The organism is Paenibacillus sp. ALJ109b (assembly GCF_010747435.1).
Taxonomy (GTDB): domain Bacteria; phylum Bacillota; class Bacilli; order Paenibacillales; family Paenibacillaceae; genus Paenibacillus; species Paenibacillus taichungensis.
In genome coordinates this window covers 199,750-226,131 of record NZ_JAAIFP010000013.1, presented here as the reverse complement: position 1 = coordinate 226,131, position 26,382 = coordinate 199,750, and the positions used below count along the sequence as shown (strand labels likewise).

Below are 26,382 nucleotides of genomic sequence, written 5' to 3'. Positions count from 1 at the left end.
AAAGGATATCAGTTTTTTTATCTACTTTATATCTGCTGCTTTATATGCGATTAATTCTCTTCTTTACTTTTTATACGTACATTGCCAGCAACAAGTTATAGATCATCGTCGCAGCTTCCGCTCGGGTCGTTTCACTTCCTGCACGAACCGTATGGTCCGTATATCCGTTCACAATTTTGGCCTGAACGGCTGTATTGAGTGCATCTTGTGCCCAAGCCGGAGTTTGCGACTCGTCAGTGAAGCTTGGTTTTACAGTATCATTGCTCGTTCCCGACTGTGCATCTGCACTTAACTTCAATGCATTCGCCATCATCACAGCCATCTCCGCACGAGTAATCGTCCTATTAGGCTTGAACGAATTGTCTCCATAGCCCTTCACGATTCCGGCTTGCACGGCTGCGGCAATATCGCTCTTCGCCCAGTCTGGCAGACTGCCTTGATCTGCAAACGTCGTATCCGACTGCACGGACTTCAAGGCCAGTGCCTTACTGATCAATGTAACAAACTCTGCCCGTGTAATCTTCTTGGATGGTTGGAATGTACCATCTGTGTAGCCCTGGATAACGTCCATGCCTATCAAGCGGTCTGCATAGTCGGATGCCCAGTGTCCGTTCAGATCGGACAGATTAGCAGCTGTGTAACTGGACACAACAAAGGTACCCAGATGATTCACATTAGCCGATATTGTTCCTGCTGCATTCATCTTTCCACCGATGAATACCCAGCTCTGACGTGCTTCATTATAATAGTAGATCGCTGGCTGTGTTCCTTGAGGCAGCTTGGAAGCATCATATTGCAGACTCAATGCTGCCTGATCGTTCAATGTCCGCCCTCCACTGCGAGTAATCTGTACTGCTTGGCCCAGTACAGTCAGCGAAGCTGCATTCTGCAATTGGTCCTGGGATACAACGGACAGCTGCAACGTATCTTTTTCCCCAATAGCTCCAGCCGGAGCGTTGAATTGCACGATGTCTTTCAGACCCGTTTGTACTGGCTGATTCGCTTCGACCTCTACCTTCACTTCAGTAGTTGAATCTGATCCCGGATCCGGGTTGATTGGCGTGGTTGGTACGGTAGGTGTTGTAGGTACGCTAGGTGTACTTCCACCGGAATTCCCTCCAGCGTTGCCTCCATCACTACCTGAACCCCCGCCTCCATTACCCGAACGGGCTTGTACGATAACCGTACGTGTGACTTCCTGTGCAGCATTGCCGGCAATATCTTTCACGTTATAACGAAGGGTGTAGATCCCCGCCACTTGTGTGTTCACTGTGCCGTCAATCTGCACGGAACCACGGATGCCCACATTATCGGTAGCCTGTGCTCCAGGATCGTTATACGTATCTCCCACAGTTAATGTCATCTGGCTGCTGCCTTGCAGGGTGATGACAGGAATTTCGCGGTCTATTTTAATGACCAGAGGTAAGGTATACGTTTCGTTCAGATCGTCTGTTGCTTGGAATAAAAGGTTGTGCTCTCCCGGCTCCGTTACCTCCAGAGGTGTATTCTCCGTATATGGTTCGTACGTCTGTCCTCCATCACGGGATAACTCAATAGTCGCCGAAGTGGCTGGCGCGTATACTGCGCTGGTTACACTAACCGTTACGGACTGGTTTGTCCATGCATCCGTATGATACGGCTGGCCGTCAGCAGTGGTCATATTGTCTTTTAACACCAATACCTGATTATTTGTTCCTTCCACAATGACAGTGAACGTTCTGGTATCCGTTTCGCTGCCACGTTGTACCGTTGCTGTCAATTCCAGTCGCTCATTATTCTCAGGCTGTGTAAGAAGTTTTCCCTGTGCATCCATCAATTCCGGGTTGGAGCTGGACCAGCTAATCGTGGCTCCATGTTTTCCTTCAACAGGAAGGGTAAGGTCGGAAGTGACCGCGTTCAGATCGCCCAGATCAATCGCTTGAAGCGTATCCGTTACCGCCTGTACATCACTATAAGGTGTAGAACTCACAAAGATCGGATTGGAGTAGAACCACAGGTCACGATAGTTCTGATCATTAATCTCGTTGAAACGAGTCTCTGCATCCGCTGTTGTGATCTTCGGATCAAGTTGCGGTTCACCATCTACAGTCTCACCAGTAACATTCATGCCCAGATTTGTACCACGCAGGCGATAATATTTATCCTGGTCTGTGGCTTTGATCTTGTACGTGATGACATTGTAACCATCCGAATCTGTTGTCCAATCGTTGGACGTGAAGGTAGCCAGTACTTTGGTGGAGTCGTTCGTGTCTTTGGAATATGCGGGTGTGCCCTTCTCAGCCTTGCCCGTCACATCTCCCGCGATGAGATCTACGTGATCTACCACCGGTACTTGTCCAGCGGACGTACCGCTGTTGATAGGTTTTTCATAGTTGTTGCTCGTGGTTGGACTCTTGAAACGGATTTTCAGTTCCACTTCGTCACCTTGGGTCACACCCAGGTCTCCGCCCATTTCAGCCTGAGTACCCGCGCCGGAAGCCGTGAAGTCCAGTGCGTTGATCAGATCACCGAATACGGAAAATGATTTCCCCGAACGCAGTCCTTCCAGCACGGCTTGCATACCTGTACCATCAACCCACGAATAGGTTTTGGCATATTCGCCCGGAAAATAACCGCTGGAATTCGTGTCAATTGTCTTGAAATGGTAATCCGAATTGCCATAGTTCCAGAAGTGACGCCCTTCTCCCAACAATGCATCCCACAAACCGCCCACCTTGGCGACCATATAGTCCACACCGCCGTATGTACGGTATTTGTATCCATCATCTGCTGTCGGATTAGCTACATTGTATGTTGTGTTGTACCCACCGCGATCCGGTTCCATCTGGTTGCCCAGCATACCTTCGATACCAAAAACGACTTGTGGAGCCAGATCGTTGAACTCACGGAAGTCCGCGATGGTATATTTGTTTTTGCCCCGTGAAGGGTGATTGATCATCGCATAACTCGTCGTTGGATACTTGGTTGCCAGCCAATTGATGGCAGCCAGTGCATCCTGATGAGTCGTATAGGCACGTCTCCCCGTCTGATCCCAATTCGCTACATCAGCCGCATCAAACAGATTCGCATCCCGATTGGTAAAACGATACTCAAATTCGTTCGCAGCTTCCAGCGCTTCGGTCGAATTCGGCTCATCTGTGAGAATACCTACACCAACGTGTTCATGTGTCGGCATGTCCCATTCGAAACCGGAGAAGATCGTTTTGCCTGCGTATTTGCCTGCTTCCTGAAGTGCTTTGATCTGTGGCACCTGGTACTCGTTCATCCCTTTGGACATCGGAATCGGTCCACCTGGAATGTCTACTCCATTCTGATCCCGCTTGGATAACCGCAAATGATCCGTAAGCGCGATCCAGTCCAGACCATACTTCGTCAGTCCCGCGTCGAGTACATTTTCTAGCGAATTCTGTGCATCATCGGACTCAAAGGTATGTACGTGCAAGTCTCCCGTTTGCCATGACCCTGCTGCCGAGCTGTTGGTTGGTGTGTTATCTCCCGCATCCGCATAAGTTACTGGAGCAGGGAAAGCTCCCATTACAAGGCCCGTAGCCAGTGGTATAAGCGTAAGCATAGCAAGCATTTTCTTTCCTTTATCGTTGAACAAAATCATCCCACCACCGTTCTGAGTTGTTGTGTCGGGAGTAAATATAAGAAACTTTGAGGGCAGGGTCAACGCAATGAAAGCGCCTATTAAAAATTTGACATACATCTGCATTGCTTTACATTTCGTTAACGATTTCTTTTACGTTGTATTTGAAGATCATGCTCAGTCTTACTCCATATTAAGGTCTTGAAATGTGCTAGAAAGAAGTTGCAAGAAGGTGAAGAAAAGTTCAGATTTTGTTCACCATTCAGGGAATTTCCACCACTGCTAGTGGTCTATTAGGAATACATTGTTCCTTAAAAGACAAGAACATTGTTCCATTGTCAGAGTACTGCCCTTTCCTACAACAAAAAAACGTTAAATCCACGATATTCATTTCTTATTATTCCCCACCGCTAACGTCATGTAAATCCCATATTATACATAACCTGTAAGTTTAATATGGACCACTTGGAAGACACAACAAAATATCGCCGTTTTCGACGCGACCGCATAAGTACCTCGAAGAAGCTAAAAAGCTCAACCAGTAAAAACTGATTGAGCTCATAAAATGACTGCCCCTGCATTACACTCAAAACGTGAACGCATATCTCGATCGATTCCAGCCTAATGTGAGAACAAACTTCAGAAGATAGCCTTGTAAGCAACGATCTTCTGGAACTCAACCATTAACTTGAAAACGCCCGCCAAGAAATTCATGGCTATAAATATCAGATATTTTTTCCAGCACACGCTGCGCATGTTCTGGAAATTTCAAGTCCGCAATCCGATCTTTGAACAGAAACACGCCAGTCTCATTGCTGTTTTTGCCCAGAGCTCCCTCATATAATAGGTTGGCTCCATGAGTAGGCGGAGAGGAAAAAAACTTCATAAACAGTTCAAACCCTGCGGTCAGTCCGGAATCTTTTCCTTTTCTTAGCGTGTTGTTAATGCCCGGGTCAACGCTGCGGATCTTGATGCCTTCCTTGGCAAGCTGCGGTGCGACGGTTTGGGTCCACAACGAGAGAGCCAGCTTTGAAGTCGCATATGGTCCATACATTTTGCGGAAGGTTTTGGGATGCTCCAATTTTTCGATCGTAAACTCCTTCGTAAATCTAAACACCTGCGATGAAGTGTTAATCACCGTTTTAAAGCTGCCGTTCTTCAACAGCTCCTTCAATTCCATCAGAATAATATAAGGAACGACCGTCAACAATTCATAATGCAATTCGCGGCCTTGTTTCGAATAGCGCAGCTCACTTAAGCCTCCTCCGGCGTTGTTAAACAAAATATCGATCCACTGTTCCTTGCTTTTGATTTCTTCCAAAGAGTGTCTCAAGCTGCTGTAATCGGTGAGATCCTTCACTTTATAGGCTCGGAGCCGTCCGTCCTTGAGATGATTTTGGAGGAATCTATCGTCCGCTGGAAAATCCGACCGGTTCAAAGCAACCACCTGCCAGTTCTCCGACAGCATTTTCCGGGTCAATGACAACCCGATCCCGTTACTTGCTCCAGTAATCAGTGCAATATGTTCTCGTTGGTTCTCACTCAATGCATGTCCTCCTTCATTCAGAATTTCATCGGTTATATGTGCTCATCAGTCGGAGTCGGGCAGGAGGATGAGTTTGCCGTGGGCACCCCCGCTCTGGCTGATTTCGACAGCTGAACGCCATGCGTCGAGTGCGAAAGTTTTGGCGACCGGAATCGTGAACTTACCGTCTGCTGCGTACTGGGCAAAGTCGCCGACAACATCATAACGCAAGGTATGTTCTTCTCCGTAGCTGGCGCGAGCGCCAAATTCAACGGCCGCGGCGAAATCGCTGACGGTTAGGACGCGCTGGGGATGCCCATTGACGATATGGATCAGATCCATCATTGCGCCGCTGATGGGTGCGGTATCCAGAACAAAGTCAACTGGCTGCTCCGCCAGTTCGGTCACTCGTTCGACCATTCCATCACCGTACGAGGTCACCAACGCCCCCATTGCGCGGAGTTTGTCGGCGTAGGTTGCACCAGCGGTTGCGACCACATGAGCACCGTGCATAAGGGCAATCTGGACGGCGGCGAAGCCTACCGTTGTTCCAGCTCCGTGCACGAGTATGGTCTGGCCCGACCTTAACCCGAGAGTATCAATGCCTCGGTAGGCGGTTTCGACCGCCAATGGCAGTGCTGCAGCCTGTACGAAGTCGAGTCCGTCCGGTATGCGGAACCAGTAGTACATGATCGCTCGGTCGGACGCACCGGCGCTCGATCCACCCATGAAATCGGCGGCACCCAGAACGGCATCGCCGATGGCGACATCGGTTACACCCTCTCCAACTGCGTCTACAATCCCTGACACGTCCAGCCCAATCCCGCGAGGCAAGGGCAGTTGACCGGCAAAGTGTCCTCGACACATCCCCCAGTCAACCGGATTTAACCCACAAGCGCGTACGCTCACGCGAATGCGTCCCGGGCCGGGTTCTGGGATTGCCACCTCCTCCAAACGCAAGACATCGGTTGGTTCGCCGTAGTTGTGGAACCGGATTGTCCGCATGGTATTCTCCATTGTGATGTTCCCTCCATTTTGCTCTGATAGAATCGTGTTCTTGTGCATTCAAACGGTCTTCCATGAAAAAACAACGAAATCCTAAACTATAAAGTTCACTAGAAGGCAGGGTGTCTTGAGGGGAAAGGTACATGAAAATTCATGACCCTCCTACCCGCGCTTTAAAAGTAATGTGTGCGAACTGAGGGTGCTCAGATCTGGGAACCGCCTCCGTCGACAGGGAACTCAGCCCCGGTGGTATAGGTGGCCTCAAATGCCAGGAATGCTACGGCTTTGGCGACCTCGACTGGATCGCCGAAACGCAGCATCGGGATCTGCTGTCTTATCTGCGCCCCGGTCTGTTCTGCAGCTTCCTTCGGCATCGACCTCTCCAAGATGTCGGTGTCAATGGGGCCGGGGCTGACCGCGTTGACGCGAATCTTCCGCGGTAACAGCTCGCGGGCCAGACTGCGAGTCATGGAGCGCAGCGCTGCTTTACTGGCTGCGTACGCACTGATCATCGGGATACCCAATACGTTCGTGATAGAGGTGGTGAGCACCACGCCACTTCCTGCGTTTAGCAATGGGGCGAGTTTCTGCACGGTGAAGTACGGACCTTTGGCGTTGATTGTAAGTAGCTCGTCGTACACTTCTTCGGACATTGACTCGAAGGGGACATAGCGCGTGATACCGGCGTTAACGAACAGTGCGTCGATCATGCCGAACTCGGTCTTGACCCGGTCGACCAACTCCTCGATATCCGTCAACGACGCGGCGTCGCTCAGCAATGCGACAGCGTTGTTGCCGAGTTGTTCACGAGCCGCATCCAGCGTCGTGTGAGTACGTCCAGTAATCAGAACGTGTGCGCCTTCATCCACTAGCAACTTCGCCGTCGCGAGGCCGATTCCGCTGCTACCTCCCGTGATCACGACCTTTTTGTCAGAGAATTTGCCTTTACTGAATGGTTCCATTTGAATCGTCCTCCCTTTGTATAATCCGTAATCGGATGATTAGGTACAGGATCGATTATATAGCAATAAATTTATTAAGTAAACTAATTTTATTAATTTAGTTCATTTAATAAATTTAATACATAAAAGGCAGCAAATTTGTTATAATAAGTTCGAGAGGCATTAAAGGGAGGCACTTATACGTGAGAAAAGCCGTGAGTGTAGATACATATGTAGAAAAAATAAAACCCGTTATAAGAAAAACAAAATTCAGCCAACTGAAAGTCGACGATCTCGCAAAATATATGGATATCAGCAAAGTGACACTCTATAAGCATTTTTCCTCCAAAGACGACATCATCGAACAAGTCGTGGATTATTACATTGATTATTCGAAGAAGGCTGACACCGTTGTCAAAGACGATTCCGTCTCTTTTTTGGATCGTTTTCAATTAACATTTTTACAATCTTTGATGTGTGCCGCGTTTATCTCTGATTTGTTCTTGCAGGACCTGAAGGAATTTTATCCGCACCATTTTGAGAATCTGACCGTTGCCCTACGGAATCGGAATAAAAGCTTACAAACTTTTTTTGAATCCGGTATGGAGCAACAGATTTTCAACAGATTGAATGCCGTGATGTTTATGGTTCAAGATGACGCTGTGCTGCGACGCTTTATCGAGCCGTCATTTTCGATTCAGTATGATATCACCTTGAAACAAGCGATTATGGATTTCTACTACATGAAGCAGTATCAATTGCTAAAACCTGAATATCTGAAGATGATAGACGACTCCGATATTGAAAGGAAGATCGTTAATATATTGCAGGCCATTTCATAAGTGAAGCGTCCATATCCGATTCCGTTGGACTTTATTGCTAAACAAGTAGACATCTTCCCATAAGAGTTGAGTGTTACGCTGAACGTGAATAATCTAATCCGAAATGACACAATGTTCTTGTCCTTTTCGGCAAAGGAACCAAGTTCATGTCCTTAGCTTGGGACAAGATCTTGGTTCCTTAAAACAAAAAAGCCGCTATTATAGCACTTTGAATAGACGTTGTTCTTGTCCTCCAACATGAAACACACCAATTACGGTTTCACCATAAACATCAAACAGCGGAATATCACGACCTTCTGGTGATCTACTGTTCTGTATTGCAATGGCTTCCTCGGGTGATTTTGGTAACTCACCGTCTAAGTCTTTTTTTAGCACGGAACTGTGCGTGTGGGGCCGGAAAACTTCGATGGATTTATTGTATCCAATTAAATAAGAAGAATTTCCCGTTAGTTTAGTGAATCAATGGAGCCTTCTCCCTTCTAAACAGATAACCTTTCTAGATACCGCTCTACAAGGGTCAGTCTCAATTTCACACTGAGTGAGGATATTAGGAGAGGCAAAGCTGTTTCCCCATGAGTCACCCCCTACCGCTGAACCTTTTGATCGCATCCTCGGTCACCGGCTTGAAGAGGTTAATGAGGTTGCCGTCGGGATCACGGAACAACACAGCACGATTCCCCCACGGCATCGTGGTCGGTTCCTTTACCCACTCGTCGACAAACGGCTTCAAGCGCTCGTATTCGGCATCGACATCATGGACGAGGAACTCGAGTATGACAGTGCGATTGTCAGCCGCCACTGCAGAACCAATGCCGAACAGCGGCACAGTATGAGAGTGACCGATCGCCAGGGTGCACGATGGCACAACGAGTTCGGCAAAGGCTGCCGCGGGACGTTCCGCCGAAACACCCATGACTCTCTCATAGAACTCAACAAGACGATCCACATCGTCGGTAATGATACGTACAGAAGCAAAATTCATAAAATACCATCCTTCCTATAATAAATGATACAGTATCATATCATTTTTGGGGCAAGAACAAGCTCTCCACCCCATCATGTTAACCTAATCGATAATAAACTAACGCTACTGACAACGGTATGTCAGTAGCATTTTAACATTTTCGGGTATTCTCTTTCCTAAAGTTGTTACCCGTTTATATATTCTGCCTATTAGTTGAATAACGGCCGATCTCTAAAGGAGAATCCACCGCTAACCAGTTAAAAAAATCGGCGATAAAGTTCTCTCCGTCACTCCCCGCGCAGTTGAGCATAAATTTGTGTGGTTGATACTTTTTCATGCCCTAGCATGCCTTGGATAATTTCTAAAGGTGCTCCATTATCAAGCAACTGACAGGCATAAGTATGACGAAAACGATGAGGATACACATTTGCCTACTGCTCCGCGAGAGAGCTAAACGCTACAATGCCCATCTGAGCGTTGGAATGGCCATTCGCTTCACTGGATGGGTATCTGTTACAATTAAGGCTTTACACTCCGTGGTGAAATCCATTTGAAGTGATACGTATTACTTGATTCCCCTTGTAAGTTCCCATACATTAGCAGCACTTACTGCCCCTGCAAACAACAAACTCCATTACAACTGCAGCTATTTTCTTTTTCATTCTTATTTCCCTAATCTATTTCCGTATCGGTTACAGTTCTATCCTAACTATGTATGATAGGAATATTACACCACTTACAATAAGCCTATCGCCTAGTAATATATTTCTTAGATCTCTTGGATAAATTCCATGTGTATGTTGGATGATTCCCCTAATAAAAAAGCCGCTAAAATAGCGACTTTAATGGGAATATGTTCTTGTCCCTCGACAACTGATCACATCGTTTTCTATTTTGATGCTCATCTAAAACTACTTCAAGCGCTGTCTGGCATCCGTTCTGACGTATTATACATACTCAATTTTTGACATATTTATCAACCGACTTTTGTAGCGTCTTTTTTTGTACAGTAATTATTACAACAGCGAAACTGCTTGTAGCTTAAGTCCCCTTATAAAGTTCCCTACCAAAACCCTGCCAGCAGAGCAGCTCCTGTTAAATAGGCCGAACTTAATACATGAAACACCTTGGAGAATGTTGCCGTATTCAGCATTGCTTGAACGGGGTCAACGGCTGTGAATTGTCCTCCTTCAAACGTAAATCCCCCTGGTTGATTCATAAATCCGTGAATAAAAAGAGAATTTTTTCACATAGTAAGTTGGCATTTCCCCAAATTTGTGAGAAATGCAGTTGAAATATTACAAAACCCGATATTTACAATTTATATATATTCGATGTTTAGCCTTGCAATCGTGATCATGCCTTCTCCTCTAAACGTTCAAGTAAAGATCCATCATAAAGTCAAAATTCTGAACTTGAGTTGTCATCGATGATGCCCAGCTCCATTTCGATGTGCCAGTACACCAGATTAACAGGTCTTTAAGCAGCATTGCTGCAAATAGGACGAGAAGATTTTTTTATTCATTAACATGTGCTTGTTATCCCCCTCCAACTTGCTGAGTAATATCCCTCCCTCCAACAAGGAAAATGCAAATGATGCTAACGCATCCACATCCAGATCCTCCCTAAACTCCCCAGCTTGAATGCCGTCACGAATAATACTTTTCATCATATCCAAGAAGTTATGCAGCCCTTGCCTTGCCTGCCCACAAAGCTCCAAATGAGTATCATCACTTTCTACAGCTGTATTCTGCATGGGACATCCGCCAATAAATGGTGGATCGTCGACGACATTCTCATAGACACGAAAAAAAGCAACCAACTTTCCTGACGCAGACTGCTCTTGATCGACCGCTTCAGAAAATTTTCTGGCGACCATACTGGCAGCATAATTGTAGGCTTCAAGCGCTATCTCGTCTTTACTGGCAAAATGTCGATAGATGCCCCCCTTCTTAATTCCTGTGTCGGCAATAATATCGTTTAGCGATGTACCGGCATATCCTCTCTGGTTAAAAATTTCAGCCGATTTCATAATGATATGTTCCCGTGTTTTGTCCCCTTTTTTCATAAGTTCCTCCTTATGAACCTTTTTTTATTTCATTTGTTTTAAATGAATTACTCAATTCACCTTGCAATTCAATAATATCATGCTAATATAAAGATACCGATCGGTCTCTTTTAACATTATACAACAGGCCATTCTAGAATGAAATAGCGCTACCCATCTTTATGTCATCACTGGCATTCGCTTATTGTAATAAATAAAACTTATAGGGGGATTTCTCAATGACTGTAAAAGTAGGTATAAACGGTTTTGGACGAATCGGAAGACTCGCTTTTCGCCGAATTCAAGATGTGGAAGGCGTCGAGGTTGTAGCGATTAACGACCTTACGAACGCTAAAATGTTAGCTCATCTGCTCAAATATGATACGACGCAAGGCACTTTTCACGGTGACATTGAAGTCCATGACGGAACCTTCAAAGTAAACGGCAAAGAGGTTAAGGTTTTGGCTAAGCGGAATCCTGAAGAGCTTCCTTGGGGAGAGCTTGGCGTTGATATTGTTCTCGAATGTACAGGCTTCTTCACTACAAAAGAAAAGGCCGAGCTTCACCTGAAAGGCGGAGCGAAGAAAGTCGTCATTTCCGCCCCTGCTACAGGCGACATGAAAACGATCGTATACAACGTGAACCATGACACACTGGACGGAACGGAAACCGTCATTTCCGGCGCTTCCTGCACAACCAACTGCCTGGCCCCTATGGCTAAAGCTCTGCACGACAAGTTTGGTATCCAATCCGGGCTGATGACGACCGTTCACGCTTACACGGGTAACCAAAACACGCTTGACGCTCCGGATCCAAAAGGCGATTTCCGAGCTGCGCGCGCCTCAGCGGAGAACATCGTTCCCTACTCCACCGGTGCCGCAAAAGCCATTGGTCTGGTTCTTCCGGAACTGAAGGGCAAACTGGATGGGGCATCTCAACGTGTACCTGTTCCAACAGGTTCCGTGACAGAACTCGTTGCCGTTTTGAATACCAAGGTAACGGTTGAACAAGTTAACGCTGCTATGAAAGAAGCTTCCGATCCAGAAACTTTCGGCTACACGGAAGACGAAATTGTATCTTCCGATATCAAAGGCATCACATTCGGTTCGCTCTTCGACGCCACGCAGACGAAAGTTCTGACAGTCGGTGACCAGCAATTGGTGAAAACCGCAGCTTGGTACGATAACGAAATGTCTTATACAGCCCAATTGGTTCGTACGCTGGAGCACTTCGCTAAGATCGCTAGATAAATAATCAAAGGATGGAGAGAAGGAAAATCCCATGAAGGATGAACTCCACTTACGATGATCGATTGTTCGGCATTAGTCTGGTTTTGACGGGAGGCGAGTCTGTTGACGCTAGTGGGCGTCTGCGAATGCTGCATCCCTGCTTTCACGTCACAGATCGGCTACGCAAGGTGGAACCACCCACTTCTGCAGTTCTTGAGCAAAACCGCGGCGGCGCCATGCGGACTATCCTGAATTCCGAACCGAAAGGATGATCACATTGAAAATTCTCGTCACGGGAGGCACTGGTTTGCTCGGCGGCCGCCTGATCCCGAAGCTCGTGGAGGATGGTCACCAGATTTTCGCCCTCACACGCTCTGTATCATCTCACGCCAAACTCAGGGCCAAGGGTGCGACGCCGGTTGATGCCGATCTCGAAAGCAGCACGCCAATCGTGTTACCGACGATCGATGCAGTTGTGCATGCGGCCGCCCTTTTCCGCTTTTCAGGGCCACGGGAGCCCTTCTTCCGAACCAACGTCGATGGCACCGCAGCCTTGCTGAAGGCAGCCGAGTCCGCCCGTGCGAAAACATTCGTCTACATCAGCGCGGCGGGGATCCACATGGATAACGGCGGTACGCTCATCCGCAACGCCGATGAAAGCGCGCCGACTTTCCCGAACCACTTCTCCGCCTACCTGGCGAGCAAGGCACGGGCCGATTCATTAGTTCTGGCAGCCAACAAACCCGGCTTTCGCACGATCGCGCTTCGCCCACCGGCTATCTGGGGGCCGGGTGATCCGTTTAGCCGAGCGCTTCCCGAAGCAGTCAAATCTGGACAGTTCGCGTTCATCGACCGTGGAGATTACCCTTTTTCAACCTGCCATGTGGACAATGTAGTTGAAGCCATACAATGCGCTCTTGAACGCGGAGAAGGCGGACATGCCTTCTTCATCAAAGACCTGGATGGGCAGACTTTCCGTGAGTTCGTCGCCTCGCTTGCGAACTTGCAGGACCTGTCCATCGATAAACTGCGTTCGATACCCTACTGGCTCGCCTCTGCCATTGGCCGGCTGTTCGACACGATCTGGGGCGTCACGCGGAAAGACAGCGATCCGCCGATCTCACGCTCGATGATACGCATGATTGGGCGTGAGTTCACCGTCAACGATGCCGCTGCACGTCGGGAGTTGGGCTATGTCGGAAGAACTTTGCGCGAGGCCGGCTTGCAAAGCTATGAGGAACCATCTGCTCGACGATAATGCTTTGGAGGGTAAACGACGGCAATCGCGATGGTAAGTTGTTCTCTGGACTGGCTCTTTTGGCCAATTTGGTGGGCATGAGCACTACAAAATCATCAAAAGCCTATTAGCGTAATAAAAAAATGGAGCAGTCGCCACCGGCGATACTGCTCCTTAATTTGTTGAACTAAAGTGCTCTGTTAGTTTAGTGATTACTTCATTAAGTATGAGATAATTGAATCAATCTGTATCGTGGTCTGTTGAAATAATCAAAAACAAAAAAGCCTTTCAGATCATATCTGAAAGACTTCGACCTCTTGCCAATCCACATTCAACCAAACCGACCACTAATATAGTCCTGTGTACGCGAATCGACGGGCTCGGCGAACATGTCTTGGGTAGCGGAGTATTCCACGACCTCCCCATTCAGGAAGAACACTGTCTGCTGGGAGACCCGAGCTGCTTGTTGCATATTGTGTGTGACCATCACGATGGTATAACGTTCCTTCAACTCATGAGCCAACTCCTCAATCTTGAAGGTCGACACGGGATCAAGCGACGCCGTAGCCTCATCCATCAGAAGAATGTCCGGCTCCACTGCCAGTGCACGTGCGATGCAGAGGCGCTGCTGTTGTCCTCCGGATAGACTTAACGCGGAACGCTTCAGGTTATCCTTTACTTCATCCCACAGGACAGCAGAACGCAGGCTCTCTTCCACGATTTCATCCAGCTTCTTTTTGCCATGAATGCCGTGTTGTCGTGGGCCGAAGGCCACATTATCGTAGATGGATTTCGGAAAGGGATTCGGCTGCTGAAAAACCATACCGATCTTCTTGCGAATGGTTTCCACATGCACCTCGCCGCTGTAGATGTCTGTCCCGCCTACTGCCACTTTACCTTCAATACGTGTTCCGGGTATCCGGTCATTCATACGGTTGAGGGTTCGCAGCAACGTCGATTTGCCACAGCCGGACGGTCCGATAAAAGCGGTAATGGCTCGTTCCGGAATTTCAATGGAGACATCCTTAAGCGCCTGAAACTGACCGTAATATAAATTCAATTTGTTGGTCTCAATGATTGACTGCACAATAGTTCCTCCCGGTGTTGAAATTGATCTTGTTACTGGATCAGCCTGACATATCAGGCTTGATTTTTGCGTGCATTCAGCCACAGCGGCACACGGAACAGAATATTAATGAGCAAAGCCACAAAGATCAGTACAGCCGTTGTCTTTTGCGCAATCTCCTCGGCATCCGGCACAATGGCTTCGGATTGAATGTACCACAGATGTACAGCAAGGGTTCCTCCTGGCGATAGCAAATTGAAGTCCCACATTTCCCCGGATGTAGATACCCCTGCGGTCAGAATAATGACGGCACTCTCACCGAATGCTCGACCTGCCGTGAGGCAAATACCTGTCATGATTCCGTTTATAGCCACCGGCAGTAATACATTACGGATCGTTTGCAAATGGGTAGAGCCAAGTGCAAAGGACGCATTACGAAGTTCAACTGGAACTGCCCGGACCGATTCCTCGGTTACCCTGGTGAGCACAGGCAGATTCAGAAAGGCAAGGCTGACGGCGGCGCCCAGAATGGTAAGACCAATTTCGAAGAACTCCACAAACAGGGCAATACCAAACAATCCAAAGATGATGGATGGAACAGAAGATAGTCCCTCCACACAAATCCGCACGATCTCCATAAGTTTGTTGTTTGGGGCAAATTCCGCCAGGTAAATCCCGGCCGCCATGCCGATGGGAATAGAGATCAGGAGGGATAGAATCAGCACATAGAACGAGTTGAACAGCGCCGGCCCAATCCCTCCTCCTTCTTCAATCTCGCTTGGAACACCATATAGAAAGTCCCAGCTCAGCAAAGGCAACCCTTTTTCCAGAAGAAGAAATAACAGTCCAACAATGAATAAAATGACGACAATCCCTACACCCCATACCATGCCTGTAAAAATCCGGTCCATCAGCGTGGATGCACCTCTACGTTTGCCGAACGAATAGGCGGGGACAGCGTTCACCTGCTTCTTCGTATTCATGAGTAGCGTCCGCCTTTCTTCTGAAGCATTCTTACGGCTACAATCATCAAGATGGAAATGGCAAGCAGGATAAAGCCCATCATGTACAGCCCGTGATTCCAGGTGGAGTCAAATTCGACGCTTGAGATTTGCATGACGATGTTACTTGTCAGCACCGCTGTTGGTGTGAACAGACTGTTAGCGAGTTGTGCCGTATTGCCAATGACCATCACCACCGCCATCGTCTCTCCAATGGCACGAGTCATCCCGAGAATGACGGCGTACATGATTCCACCTCTTGCAGCAGGCAAGACCACACGAGTTATGGTTTGGAATCGGTTCGTACCAAGCGCGTAAGCTGCATCCCGGTATTTGTTCGGTACAGCAGATATGGCATCATCACTGATCCGGCTGATGGTAGGCAGCACCATAATCGTCAGAACGATGGACGCTGCGAGCAAACCGTCCGCCAGATCATGTCCACTGATATCCCTAAGCCAAGGGATGAGAATCGTCAGTCCCAAGAAACCGTACACCACAGAAGGAATACCCACCAACAGATCCAATACGGGTCGCAGAATATGGCGAAGCCATTTTGGCGTCATTTCGGCCAGAAACACGGCAATGATGACGGAGATCGGAATGGCAAACAGCATCGTGAGCCCCGTGAGTGCCAGCGTTCCCAGAATAAATGTCAGCGCACCGTAATGCTCATTTTCCGGGTCCCAGTTGGTAGAGAAAAAGAATTCGCTGAGCGAAACATCCGCAAAGGTCAGAACGCCCGTACGAAGCATAAGGACCAGAATGCATAACAGAACCAGACAAACGAACAGTGTACTGCCAATACAAACCATGCGAAACAGTTTATTGGACCATCTTAAACGCGCCTTACGGTCAAACCGGGTTCCCGATCCGGGAGCCTTGCCGATGCTTGAACCAAGCTCACTCGGAGCAGGGCTGTTCGTGGATGGATTTAAATCGATCATGAAGGGCTCTTCCTTTCACATAGAGAAGCCAGCTTGGCGACCGTGCGCAGAAGCTGGCTATCCCTTTCCTTATGAAATGCGAGAATGATGGACGTTCGCAGCTTTCGTTATTTAACGGCAGCAAGCGGAATGAATTTCAGTTTTTTCAGGGAACCGTTCTGGAACTTGCTGCTTTGGATATACTCGATGAACGCTTTGGTTGCTCCCGTAGGTTGACCTTTGGTCATGTAATATCCAATGCCCCATACTTTGTATGTTTTGTTCAGGACGTTTTTCTCTGTTGGTGCTACGCCATTGATTGATACAGCCTTCATTTTGCTAGTCACGTAAGGAAGGTCAATATAACCGATTGCATTTGGTGTCGTTTCAATCGTTGTTTTCATATCACCGCTGGAGCCAACCTCTTTGTAGTTGTCCCCTTTGCTCATGAAGTCCTTGCCATCCAGAGCTTTTTGTTGGAAGTTAACCCGTGTACCGGAACCAAACTTACGGTTAACCACAACGATGTTCGCATCCGATCCGCCGACTTCCTTCCAGTTAGTCACTTTGCCGGAGAAGATGTCCTGCAGTTGTTTTGTTGTTAGATTGCTTACGCCCACATTGGTATTAACGACAGCCGTGAACACTGTTACAGCTACCGGATTGGCTACCAAGCCATCAAATTTCTTGAAGCCAGGTACATCTTTGGATGCATCCCAGTCTACAGCGCCAATGTCCGCGATCCCTTTACGAACGGATTGAGGACCTGTGATGGAACCTGCTGCGGAAGCCGAGATTTTAACTTTTGGATTATCTTTTTTGAATTCGCTAGCAGCTTGAAGTGTCAGCGGAAGTAATGCGGAAGAACCATTAATGACAATTTTACCTTTCTCTGTGCTCTTGGCAGCTGATGCTGTCGTTGCGCCACCGAGTCCACCAATCAGAGATACAGCCATAAGCATTGCTGTGAAGGGTTTGATCCATTTTTTCATGTTAATTAAACTCCTCTCGAATTAAAAAGCTTGTGATTATACTTGATACAAAACATTACTTCGTAACGGCTCTCCAGCTCCCACCAGCTTGTACCAGAACTCGGCCATTCTCAACCACAGAGATCTGTGATCCGGCAACCGCGATGGAGGATACATCGGAAGATACGGTGTACAGCTTGGTTTGTTTTCCAGTTACCGGGTCGATCGAGAGGATCACGCTGTTGCTGTCGTCCTGGGCCGCCAGTACATACAAGATGCCACCTGACAGAATAGCTTGTTCTACATCGTACTCGGTGTACACCGGCGTAGACTTTTGGGATGAATCCACAGACAGCAACGATGCTTTACCGTCTTCGGAAGGTACACTCACGTAGTAGGCTTTTTGTCCGTCAGCAGACCATACAAATACCTTGTCGTCGGTTGATGTTGTGAGCTTCACAGCCTCCGGTTTTGAATCTGCTGTGTTATACGAAAATATTTGCTGTTGATTAGATGAGAAATCAATGGAGACATTGTCTTCATCCACATTGGTTGTATCCGAAGTTACGGTACCAAGTGTTGTTACTGTATAGATGAATTTCTTGCCGTCAGCAGAAACATTCAGGTTTTCCTTATAATCTACCTTGTCTTCGACCACTTTCGTAATCGCGCCATCTGCCAGATTCAGCTTGGCAATCACGGACCCTTTATCCCCTTGCAGGAAGTAGATTGCACTCCCGTCAGCAGACCATACCAACTCAGGCTTGATGCTGTTGTCACTCGTGATCAGTTTGGAAGCCTTGGTCTTCAGATCAATAACATAAACGGCTCCTTCGGCATTCGTATACGCCGCTTGATCACCACTTGGCGAAATAACGAGATCCGATCCACCGTCTGTCGTTAACAACAACTCATATTTGCCGCTTGTTGTATTCACGAGATAATCGTTTCTGCCATTGTTATCGCTCTTGGAGACAATCAGCTTATCTGCTCCGGCAAAACGAGGATTCTCGACTTCATCAATCAAGGATACCGTACTGATCTCAAGCAGTCCGTTTCGCTTGACAATCGTACCGCCAACGCCCGACACCAGTGGACGAAGAGCGATGTAACTTGTACCACCGATGATAGTAACTGGTTGATTCAGATTCACTTTGACATCATCTACCACGATTTGTTTACTATTGTTTTGGAGCGTCACGCTGTGATCATTCAGCTTGATCACCGTCGTTCCGCTATGTACTTCGGCTTGTGCGCCGATGGCTTTGATCACATCACGAAGTGATACAAGTGTCTCCCCATTTTTAACGATGGAACGAACGACGACGCTGTTACCGTTTATTGTAAGCGTGGAATTTTGCACCTGAGCAACATTAGCCACAGGTTTCACTGCAGGAGCAGCCGATACTGCACTAACCACAGAAGTACCTAACACTGTTGCTACCATGGACACCACTAACACTTTTTTCATTGACATTGGCTCTTGTCACCCTTCTCTATTCCATTTAATTTGCCTTGTTATGTCATGCCCTGCTGTCTGGTATTCTGCATGTATCGTCTTTATGAGAGCTTGTCCGGCTCATCCCCCCAAACTTCCACGTTCATAGTAAAAATGACCTATCACGATTGTAATTATAGGAGAGATTTGTAAACGGTAAATCCTGGAATTGTTAACGAATTGTCAATGTTTTCATAACACACAAAAACGAGTCGTTGGAATATGACCCACGACTCGTTTTTTTCTTATTTTCCTAGATAAAAAGTTTCATCAACGCATTAAAAATCGGATTCACAATATAACCTGTTGGATGGATAGAATACCTCTTACCCGAGTTCAGACGGCTGATCTTCTCCATTTCCTCAGCGGACAGCTCAAAATCAAAGATTTCACTATTCTCTCTGATCCGCTTTGGATTAGACGATTTAGGAATCAGGATGACGCCCCGTTCCAGATGCCAACGCAAAATTACTTGAGCCACCGTCTTATGGTGATCATCAGCGATTGCCTTCAATATCGGATGCTGCAATAACACTTTATTCCCCTGCCCCAACGGACCCCACGCCTCATGCAAAATCTGATGTTTGTCCATATAGGCACGTAGTTCGTTCTGCGGGAATTCCGGGTGCGTCTCGATCTGATTGATCATCGGCAAGATTTTCGCGTGCTTCCTTAATTCTTCCAGATGCTGAATCTCGAAGTTCGCGACCCCAATGACCCTGATCTTGCCTTCTTCGTATAATTCCTCCATGGCTTTCCACGTTTCGATATACTTGGGCGAGGCAAAATGAATTAAATACATGTCGAGGTAATCGACACCCAGCTTGTTTATCGTTTCCTGGAAAGCTTTCTTGGTCGCTTCATAGCCATGATCTGTATTCCAGACTTTCGACGTGATAAAGAATTGCTCGCGCGGAATCTGACTATGCCGGATCTCTGCTCCAAGCGCTTTCTCATTCCCATAGATTCGGGCAGTATCAAAATGTCGGTACCCGACCTGAATGGCCTCTCGAGTAGCTGTTGTAAATTCTGCTTCTTTCGTTATTTTGTAAACCCCAAAACCCAGTTGAGGAATGGGAACCCCGTTTCTGGCTTCAATCACTTTTGTATGCAAATTCATTTTATACTGCTCCTCTCCAAAAAAAAAACGGAATATACTAAATATATATTATATCTAGTTAAAGCCAAAAAAAAGAGGTTAACCCTTTCTTTCTTCATGAAACAGATCGGTTAACCGTATGTCTTTTAAATAATTCTGCATCGCAATCTCCGCGCCTTCAAGATGATGAATGACCTTTTCTTTTACGTCATCCACGTCTTGTCCCTGGAGTGTTACATCGGTATGAACTTTAAACAAATCTTTGCCGGGTTCAACCGCCAGGAATACATCCAACAACGTGATCTCCGATAAAGGCTGAGCAAGCAAGATGCCGCCCTTGGCCCCTTCTTTGGCCATTGTCAGTTTGGCGTTATTCAGGTTGCGAATGACTTTTACCGTCGTAGGAACCGGAATATTTAATTGCTCCGAAATCAACTTGGTGGATAAATAATTCGAACAGTTCTCCTCAGATAGAGCGTGAATATAGAGCAGAATAGAGATTCCCTGTGATAAGGCCGTAGAGTATGACATTTCATTCATCCTAACTATTTCTTTTCTAAATATACTATATATCTTTTATCTTTAGTTAGCAACTATCAGCCTATTCCCACTCTGCCCTCGATTTCATCGCTGCATATTTACTGGGAGTGATACCTACAGCAGCCTTGAAAGACCGACTGAACAGATGAATACTCGAAAAGCCAACCTCCTCGGCAATCCGGGTTAAATTATGTGTTCCTTCAATAATTCTTTTCTGAGATTGCTCTATTCGGATATGTGTCACATATTTGTGAAGGGTAATCCCCAGCTTGCTTTTGAACAAATGCGATAAATGGTTCGTCGATACACCGACATGTCTACTGATAGCAACATTATTTAATTGAGGGTCGGCGTAGCATTCATGAATATAACGAATCGACTTTTCAATGAATGCCCACCCCTTGGTCATGTTCCCCTCTTGGTCCTGATCTTCGGATTGATTTTTGAAAAACAGATGCAGCAACTCCAAACATATGGATTTCGTAATTAACGAAGATCCTCCCCGCTGCTCCTGAAACTCCTTATGCATGAGCGCAAATCTCTTTTTCCATTCGATTCGATCGGCTAGCTGCAAATGAGAGATTGGGCGTATGGAAGCCAGCTTCATTTCCCTATCTTCCAGATCGGGTCTTTCACTATGAGCTGCACTCGTATTCTTCAATAAACTACGCTCTTCCTCATAATACAGATCAAAATGAAAAATATACTGAATCAATGGCTGCGTGGAGGTGGACCGAATGATATGAGACATGAATGGATGCATCAGCACAACGTCGCCTTCTTTGACCAGGTATTTCACACCACTCAAGAAGAACTCCGCTTCCCCTTGTTCGATGTATGTATACACATGATCGTGGTCTATCCATTCCCCTGCCAAAGAAAATGATTCCGTCATTCTTGCCGCTCTTACGAATGGCGAGATGCTATTCATCCATGGCTCATACACATGTATTCCTCCCCACTGCCTTCTGACTGATCCGGTTTATATATTGGCAAACACTTTATCGAAGCCTGCTTTGGACTTGGCAAACAATTCACTTGAATCGACGGTTGGCGTTGGTGCCAGCACCTCTTGAGATACGACGCCAGTATATCCAATCGCTTTTAGATTCTTCAAGAAACCTTGCAGATCAATTACTCCCTCTCCAGGGTATAAACGCTCATGATCCAGCAATTCTTCAATGGGCAGATCATAAGCATCATTGATATGAACATGGACAATCTGTTCCTTCTTAAGGTCCAACACCTCTTCGATCTTTAATCCATTCGTATGCCAATGATAGGAATCCACCAATAAACCTACATTGGGAGCATGAATTGTTTCGATCCAGTCAAGCGTATCCCCCACACTCCAAATAAATGGATTCTTCCATTCAGTGCGCAGATGATGGCAACCCACAAACTCCAGGCCCAGTCGAATTCCATATGCGTCCAGAATATCTGCACACAATCTCAATCGTTTGGTAGCTGCCGCCATAAATGATGCTGCTGGCTGATCTGTGGAAGGTAAAATATAGGTACAACAGCTGTAACAGTTCAACGAAGCGGAGGCTTCTGCCATTTGAACCAGCGATTGAAGTCCTGCACGAAACTGTTCATCTGTGGTTCTCCAGTCTACGGTCAGATCGGATGAACCGATGATCACCTGATTGCTTTCCAACAGATGTTTGGCCTGTTCTTTGCCAACCTCTTCAATCAATGAGAGCGGATTCAAATCTACAGACTGAAATCCGTATTTTGCAGCATTCGTAATATATTGTTCATTGGACTCGATGTTCCCTAAGCCTGCTCTTGTTAACCCTCTAATCATCCCAATCTCCTCCTAGGACCAGTCAAACAGTACACCGTTATACTGGTCTTTATTCAATCTCAGTCCCTCGTATGCTTCTTGCGCTTGATCCGGCTTCATCACATGGCTGATCAATGGTTCGATATGCAGCTTGTTCTTTAACATCAGTTCAAATACAATGTTCGAATTTCTCACCAGGGAATGCTTCACGAATTCGTTCGGCTCAACCGGGAAGCGCCATTCATGTGCCCCCTTAAACGTAATGCAGCCTCGTCCATACAAGTGGCAGTAGTTCAATATATCGGTGACATCTGTGTTATATTCGCCCCGTGGACTGCCCAGGAAAATAATCTCTCCCAGCTTCCCGATCCACTCCAGACTTTGAACACCTACACTAGGTACACCCGTCGCCTCAATATGAGTGGATACACCTGCTCCACTCGTTATGGCATGTATCTTTTCTTTTACTTTATCTTCTCCGCCATGGAGCGTATAGTCAACCCCACATGTCTGGGCAGTTCGGATTCGTTCTGCTGACAGGTCCACGCCAATTACAGTTGCACCTTGAAGGCGTGCCAATTGAGCCGCCAAATTCCCTACCAATCCAAGCCCCGTCACGCCAACCACGTCCCCAAGTTCAATATTGGATACACGAACGGAGGTGAATGCCACGGTTGCCATACGGGTGAAGGGAACCCACTTCAAATCCAAGTGCTCAGGTACCTTGATGAACACATGATCTGTGGATACCACTTGATATTCAGCATGTTGACCATAATGGAACACAGCGTCCCCGGGCTGAACATGGTGTACCCCCTGTCCCACCTCGATCACTTCACTTACACTTGCATACCCCGGACATACGGGAAGCTTGGCCCACTCTTCTTTTCCCGATAACATGGCCAGCTCCGTTCCCGGACTGATGAGGGAATAGATCAATTTTACCAAAACTTCCTTCTCCCCCAGGGCTGGCAAAATAAAGTCCTCTTCTACCATTTCCACTTGCAGCGGACGAGCAAACATGATTTTTCTATTCTTCATCCCCTTCACTCCTTTCTTATCTTTTTAACTACAATATAAGACTTTTCATTAACATTGTCTTTGATTGCAAAACCGATTTTTTATCTAAAACAACGATTTTAAAACCTTTGTAAGCGAATCCAGCATAATCGTAAAAAGGCTCACAAGATCCAATGATCTGTGAGCCTCAAATTCAATCCTATTCAGTCGTAGTCTGATACAATGCGGTACACTCATTAGAAGACGGGATACTTCAGGGATATCCAGCCGTCATTGAAACCGGATTGGCCGCGTGGTTCCTTTTTTGCTAATTTCACAGCTACACTTGTCACTTCTCAACCGCCAACTACGGCTGCAACCCACGAACCTCAAACTCATAGATTCGGGCTGCCGTATCGCCGCCCTGCGTAGGTTTCAGCACATTCAGCTTCACATAACGAGCCTTGACCAGTGCAATTGCATCCGAGGTTTCGGCTGCGGTATTCCCCTGCACATGAACTACATCTGACCAATTTACGCCATCAGCACTGACCTGGATCGAATAGTCGCTCGTATTAAAACCAGCCCATTCCCCACCGCTCTCCGCATGTTTGATGACAAAACCACTGACTTGATGTTCTTTGCCAAGATCAACTTGCAGCCAATGCGGCTGGTTACCCAGTGCGCACCACTTGCTGTTGTCCGTCACCTTGCCGTCAATTGCCTTTCCCGCACCTTCAGCAGGGCCGCAGGTATGGTCTGCAGTGGCCGTTTTGCCAAGTGCGACATTTTTGATCCCGGAAGCACCCTTGCTGACGGTGATCAAAGCTTGCTTCGTTACGGTATCCTGCCCCGAGCTGTTGGTAGCTGTAAGCGTCACATTGTACGTGCCTTCCTTGTCATACGTCACCACTGGATTTTGCTCCGTGCTGACAGCCGGACTGCCATTCTCGAAAGTCCACGACCAGCCTTCCGTCACCTCGGAAGAGAGATCAGTGAAATGCACTTGCTGGCCAGGTGTGATCAGTGTTGCATCGGCCTTGAATCCTGCTTCCGGCTTCGGATACGCTGGCCACTGGATGGTCACGCTGGCAGCTTGGCCGCGCTCATATTTTGCATTCACTGCCACGACTTTCAGTACAGTTCCCTGCTCCGCGTTGATTCTCTTCATCTCAGGCACATAGAAGACGTTATTCGTGGTCGCACCCACCCAAGTCTCTTTGCCGTCGGGCAGTACACGGTAAATCTCATATTGTTGAACTTCTTCTTTCAACGCGTTCCATTGCAATCTGGCATCACCATAAATACCCCCGCGGAAATCGGATTGGATGACATTCAATGCTTGAACTGCTTCCAGTGGCTTCACTGGATTAGCATTGTTCTGGATGGATATCTGACCAATATGGATGTCATAATCCGATATGATTTCCTTACTGTCAAAATACAAAGACAATGCCATAATCCGCTTTCCTTTGTATGGCGTCAGATTCAAGATGTCCGTCGTCCAACCCGATGCCTTTTTGTCTTTTACATCCAAAAAGACGAACTGATCAGGACGGTCTGCAAAAGCCAGGCCAACCTTCATGCTTGGCTTGTTCTGCGTTTTGTACGTGATCGACAGCTTGGTAGCTGGCTCAATCTTCAGATCGGTTTGATACAGCTTCAGATGGGTGGCATTTGCCGAACTTAGCGTACCCGCTACCTTAAGGGAACTGCCCCCATAGTAGGCATCCGACCAATCCAGGGACGGCGTAAGTGCTTTACCCTTACTCTCTGTCAGCCAGCGCCATGTCGGAAGCACATCCTGTAAACTGCGGTTATTCCAACCGCTATCCCGTACCTGCTGGCCATGGACATAGAATTTCTCGCCACTGCCCGTGTTGAAGTTGGTCGTGAATGGCAGTTGGTCCACCGGCGATGATTCAATCACATTGTTCGCAATCCCTTTCCAGGCCTGGCTTGTCGTCGTATTGGCCGGGTTGCCGTTCTGCCCTACCCAGAATTTATTTTCACGGGCAAAGAAATCGGTCATGCTGTCTGCGCTGTTGTACGACCAATCCGGCCGATAAATGCCGAGGGAAGTCACAGCCGGTTTCCCCTCAGGAAACAGCAAATTCCATTTCAGACTGGTATCAAATCCTTTAGCTTCCACATCAATACCTGCGAAAAGTTCAAATGGTGATCTGCCCAGGCTTTTGGCTTTGGCCGCAGAACTGCCAAGATCATTCCACCAGAAATTCAGGAACATGCTGTCTGATACCTTGTTCCCGTTATCCTGAAGGAACATTGCATTCCGGTCCGTCAGCGCATTTTGCCATGAAATATTGCCTTCCTTCGTCATGGAATCATACCAGATGATCTCCATACCCGCAGGCTTATGATCCTGAAGATAACGGAGGAATGTCTTCATTAACTGTGCATCAGTGGCTGTTCCACCTTCAGTCTCCTGGTTGATAAACCAACCGTCAAAACCGTAGTACTCTGCTACCTCAATTAATTTATCCGCGGCCGGGAAGGAGCCGTCGCTGTTCTGCTGAAGCATTTGCTTCACCCACTCATATTTGCCACCATATACGGATGGAGGGAAGAACACTGTGCCCATGATTGGCACTCCGTTCCGGTGTGCCGCATCAATCGTGTCGGCGCTTGGTGGCACAATAATACCTTCTCCCGCCGAGCCACCCCAATATACGAGCTTGTCGACATACTGCCAGTAAGAGAACGTATTTGCAGAGAATGTATCCGAGCCCTGCGATGGAACGCCGCTGGTTCCCTGATTCAGTGCAGACAAGGCCATCACTTTGGGATCTTTCGTTGCGTTCGGGTTAACTGCCTCTCCTGTGAATCGGCTCTGGAGCGGAATGGTGCTCCGGTTGAAGGCCGCATCCGGGTCGGAAGCTGGATTCCAGTTAAGCAATTGTTCAGGCAGCCAATAGGATGAATAAGGTTGCTTCGCCATGGCCGCTGAGGAAAGAACAGCGCATACCAATATTACAAATAGGAGACTCGCACCAAGCTTTTTCATGCCATACCCTCCAATTCAATTTTGGCAATCCAATCAGGGTAAAAAAAGAAACGCCCGTCAAACCAGGACAGACGTTTCCATGTCTATTT

The 26,382-nt window shown here is 47.3% G+C and carries 22 protein-coding genes and 1 pseudogene; 4 read left to right on the top strand and 19 right to left on the bottom strand.

Annotation, left to right across the window (positions count from 1 at the left end):
- Window positions 1-70: 70 nt before the first annotated feature.
- The 4 genes from G3352_RS15590 to G3352_RS15575 all read right to left on the bottom strand — a co-directional run bounded on the left by G3352_RS15590 (window position 71) and on the right by G3352_RS15575 (window position 7,081).
- Entirely contained in the window at window positions 71-3,604 is a 3,534-nt protein-coding gene (locus G3352_RS15590; RefSeq protein ID WP_163757763.1) for an S-layer homology domain-containing protein, read from the bottom strand.
- 661 nt (window positions 3,605-4,265) lie between these two features.
- Window positions 4,266-5,135, bottom strand: coding sequence for an SDR family NAD(P)-dependent oxidoreductase (locus G3352_RS15585; RefSeq protein WP_163757761.1), 870 nt, complete (start codon window positions 5,133-5,135; stop codon window positions 4,266-4,268).
- A gap of 45 nt (window positions 5,136-5,180) precedes the next feature.
- Window positions 5,181-6,131, bottom strand: a complete 951-nt coding sequence (locus tag G3352_RS15580) for an NADP-dependent oxidoreductase (RefSeq protein ID WP_163757759.1) — start codon at window positions 6,129-6,131, stop codon at window positions 5,181-5,183.
- Between the two features lie 191 nt (window positions 6,132-6,322).
- Window positions 6,323-7,081, bottom strand: coding sequence for an SDR family oxidoreductase (locus G3352_RS15575; RefSeq protein WP_163757757.1), 759 nt, complete (start codon window positions 7,079-7,081; stop codon window positions 6,323-6,325).
- A gap of 182 nt (window positions 7,082-7,263) precedes the next feature.
- Here G3352_RS15575 and G3352_RS15570 point away from each other — a divergent pair, with 182 nt between their 5' ends.
- The gene (locus tag G3352_RS15570; RefSeq protein ID WP_163757756.1) at window positions 7,264-7,902 is read left to right on the top strand and encodes a TetR family transcriptional regulator; all 639 of its coding nucleotides are present in this window, start codon (window positions 7,264-7,266) and stop codon (window positions 7,900-7,902) included.
- Window positions 7,903-8,479: 577 nt separating this feature from the next.
- Here G3352_RS15570 and G3352_RS15560 read toward each other — a convergent pair.
- From G3352_RS15560 to G3352_RS15545, 4 genes and pseudogenes are all read right to left on the bottom strand, one after another.
- Window positions 8,480-8,884, bottom strand: coding sequence for a VOC family protein (locus G3352_RS15560; protein ID WP_163757751.1), 405 nt, complete (start codon window positions 8,882-8,884; stop codon window positions 8,480-8,482).
- 269 nt (window positions 8,885-9,153) lie between these two features.
- Window positions 9,154-9,291: a tyrosine-type recombinase/integrase gene (locus tag G3352_RS31205; RefSeq protein WP_345940765.1), complete on the bottom strand. Its 138-nt coding sequence runs from the start codon at window positions 9,289-9,291 to the stop codon at window positions 9,154-9,156.
- A 647-nt stretch (window positions 9,292-9,938) separates the two neighbouring features.
- Window positions 9,939-10,097: pseudogene (locus tag G3352_RS15550) on the bottom strand (cytochrome ubiquinol oxidase subunit I); the annotation flags it as partial.
- A 237-nt stretch (window positions 10,098-10,334) separates the two neighbouring features.
- Window positions 10,335-10,934 (bottom strand): TetR/AcrR family transcriptional regulator, encoded by a 600-nt coding sequence (locus G3352_RS15545; protein WP_163757749.1) that lies wholly within the window; start codon window positions 10,932-10,934, stop codon window positions 10,335-10,337.
- A gap of 218 nt (window positions 10,935-11,152) precedes the next feature.
- Here G3352_RS15545 and gap point away from each other — a divergent pair, with 218 nt between their 5' ends.
- The 3 genes from gap to G3352_RS15530 are packed head-to-tail and all read left to right on the top strand — an operon-like array spanning window position 11,153 to window position 13,400.
- On the top strand, window positions 11,153-12,163 hold the full coding sequence (gap, locus tag G3352_RS15540; protein ID WP_163757747.1) for a type I glyceraldehyde-3-phosphate dehydrogenase: 1,011 nt from the start codon (window positions 11,153-11,155) through the stop codon (window positions 12,161-12,163).
- 38 nt (window positions 12,164-12,201) lie between these two features.
- On the top strand, window positions 12,202-12,414 hold the full coding sequence (locus G3352_RS15535; protein WP_205524885.1) for a hypothetical protein: 213 nt from the start codon (window positions 12,202-12,204) through the stop codon (window positions 12,412-12,414).
- Between the two features lie 5 nt (window positions 12,415-12,419).
- Window positions 12,420-13,400 (top strand): NAD-dependent epimerase/dehydratase family protein, encoded by a 981-nt coding sequence (locus G3352_RS15530; RefSeq protein ID WP_163757876.1) that lies wholly within the window; start codon window positions 12,420-12,422, stop codon window positions 13,398-13,400.
- Between the two features lie 310 nt (window positions 13,401-13,710).
- Here G3352_RS15530 and pstB read toward each other — a convergent pair whose 3' ends face one another.
- From pstB to G3352_RS15475, 11 genes are all read right to left on the bottom strand, one after another.
- Window positions 13,711-14,466 (bottom strand): phosphate ABC transporter ATP-binding protein PstB, encoded by a 756-nt coding sequence (pstB, locus tag G3352_RS15525; RefSeq protein WP_345940764.1) that lies wholly within the window; start codon window positions 14,464-14,466, stop codon window positions 13,711-13,713.
- Window positions 14,467-14,519: 53 nt separating this feature from the next.
- Window positions 14,520-15,428 (bottom strand): phosphate ABC transporter permease PstA, encoded by a 909-nt coding sequence (gene pstA, locus G3352_RS15520; protein WP_163757745.1) that lies wholly within the window; start codon window positions 15,426-15,428, stop codon window positions 14,520-14,522.
- The gene (gene pstC, locus G3352_RS15515) at window positions 15,425-16,393 is read right to left on the bottom strand and encodes a phosphate ABC transporter permease subunit PstC (RefSeq protein WP_063565319.1); all 969 of its coding nucleotides are present in this window, start codon (window positions 16,391-16,393) and stop codon (window positions 15,425-15,427) included. The genes pstA and pstC overlap by 4 nt, the downstream gene beginning before the upstream one ends.
- Window positions 16,394-16,500: 107 nt before the next feature.
- The gene (locus G3352_RS15510) at window positions 16,501-17,364 is read right to left on the bottom strand and encodes a phosphate ABC transporter substrate-binding protein (protein WP_063565318.1); all 864 of its coding nucleotides are present in this window, start codon (window positions 17,362-17,364) and stop codon (window positions 16,501-16,503) included.
- A 55-nt stretch (window positions 17,365-17,419) separates the two neighbouring features.
- Window positions 17,420-18,814 (bottom strand): stalk domain-containing protein, encoded by a 1,395-nt coding sequence (locus tag G3352_RS15505; protein ID WP_240343092.1) that lies wholly within the window; start codon window positions 18,812-18,814, stop codon window positions 17,420-17,422.
- Window positions 18,815-19,094: 280 nt separating this feature from the next.
- Window positions 19,095-19,961: an aldo/keto reductase gene (locus tag G3352_RS15500; protein ID WP_163757743.1), complete on the bottom strand. Its 867-nt coding sequence runs from the start codon at window positions 19,959-19,961 to the stop codon at window positions 19,095-19,097.
- Window positions 19,962-20,039: 78 nt separating this feature from the next.
- The gene (locus G3352_RS15495) at window positions 20,040-20,471 is read right to left on the bottom strand and encodes an RrF2 family transcriptional regulator (protein WP_163757741.1); all 432 of its coding nucleotides are present in this window, start codon (window positions 20,469-20,471) and stop codon (window positions 20,040-20,042) included.
- Window positions 20,472-20,541: 70 nt separating this feature from the next.
- Complete coding sequence (locus G3352_RS15490; RefSeq protein WP_163757739.1) at window positions 20,542-21,426, bottom strand: AraC family transcriptional regulator; 885 nt, start codon at window positions 21,424-21,426, stop codon at window positions 20,542-20,544.
- Between the two features lie 36 nt (window positions 21,427-21,462).
- Complete coding sequence (locus G3352_RS15485; protein WP_163757737.1) at window positions 21,463-22,290, bottom strand: sugar phosphate isomerase/epimerase family protein; 828 nt, start codon at window positions 22,288-22,290, stop codon at window positions 21,463-21,465.
- A gap of 12 nt (window positions 22,291-22,302) precedes the next feature.
- Window positions 22,303-23,310, bottom strand: a complete 1,008-nt coding sequence (locus G3352_RS15480; protein WP_163757735.1) for a zinc-dependent alcohol dehydrogenase — start codon at window positions 23,308-23,310, stop codon at window positions 22,303-22,305.
- A 325-nt stretch (window positions 23,311-23,635) separates the two neighbouring features.
- Entirely contained in the window at window positions 23,636-26,293 is a 2,658-nt protein-coding gene (locus G3352_RS15475; protein WP_163757733.1) for an endo-beta-N-acetylglucosaminidase, read from the bottom strand.
- Window positions 26,294-26,382: the final 89 nt, after the last annotated feature.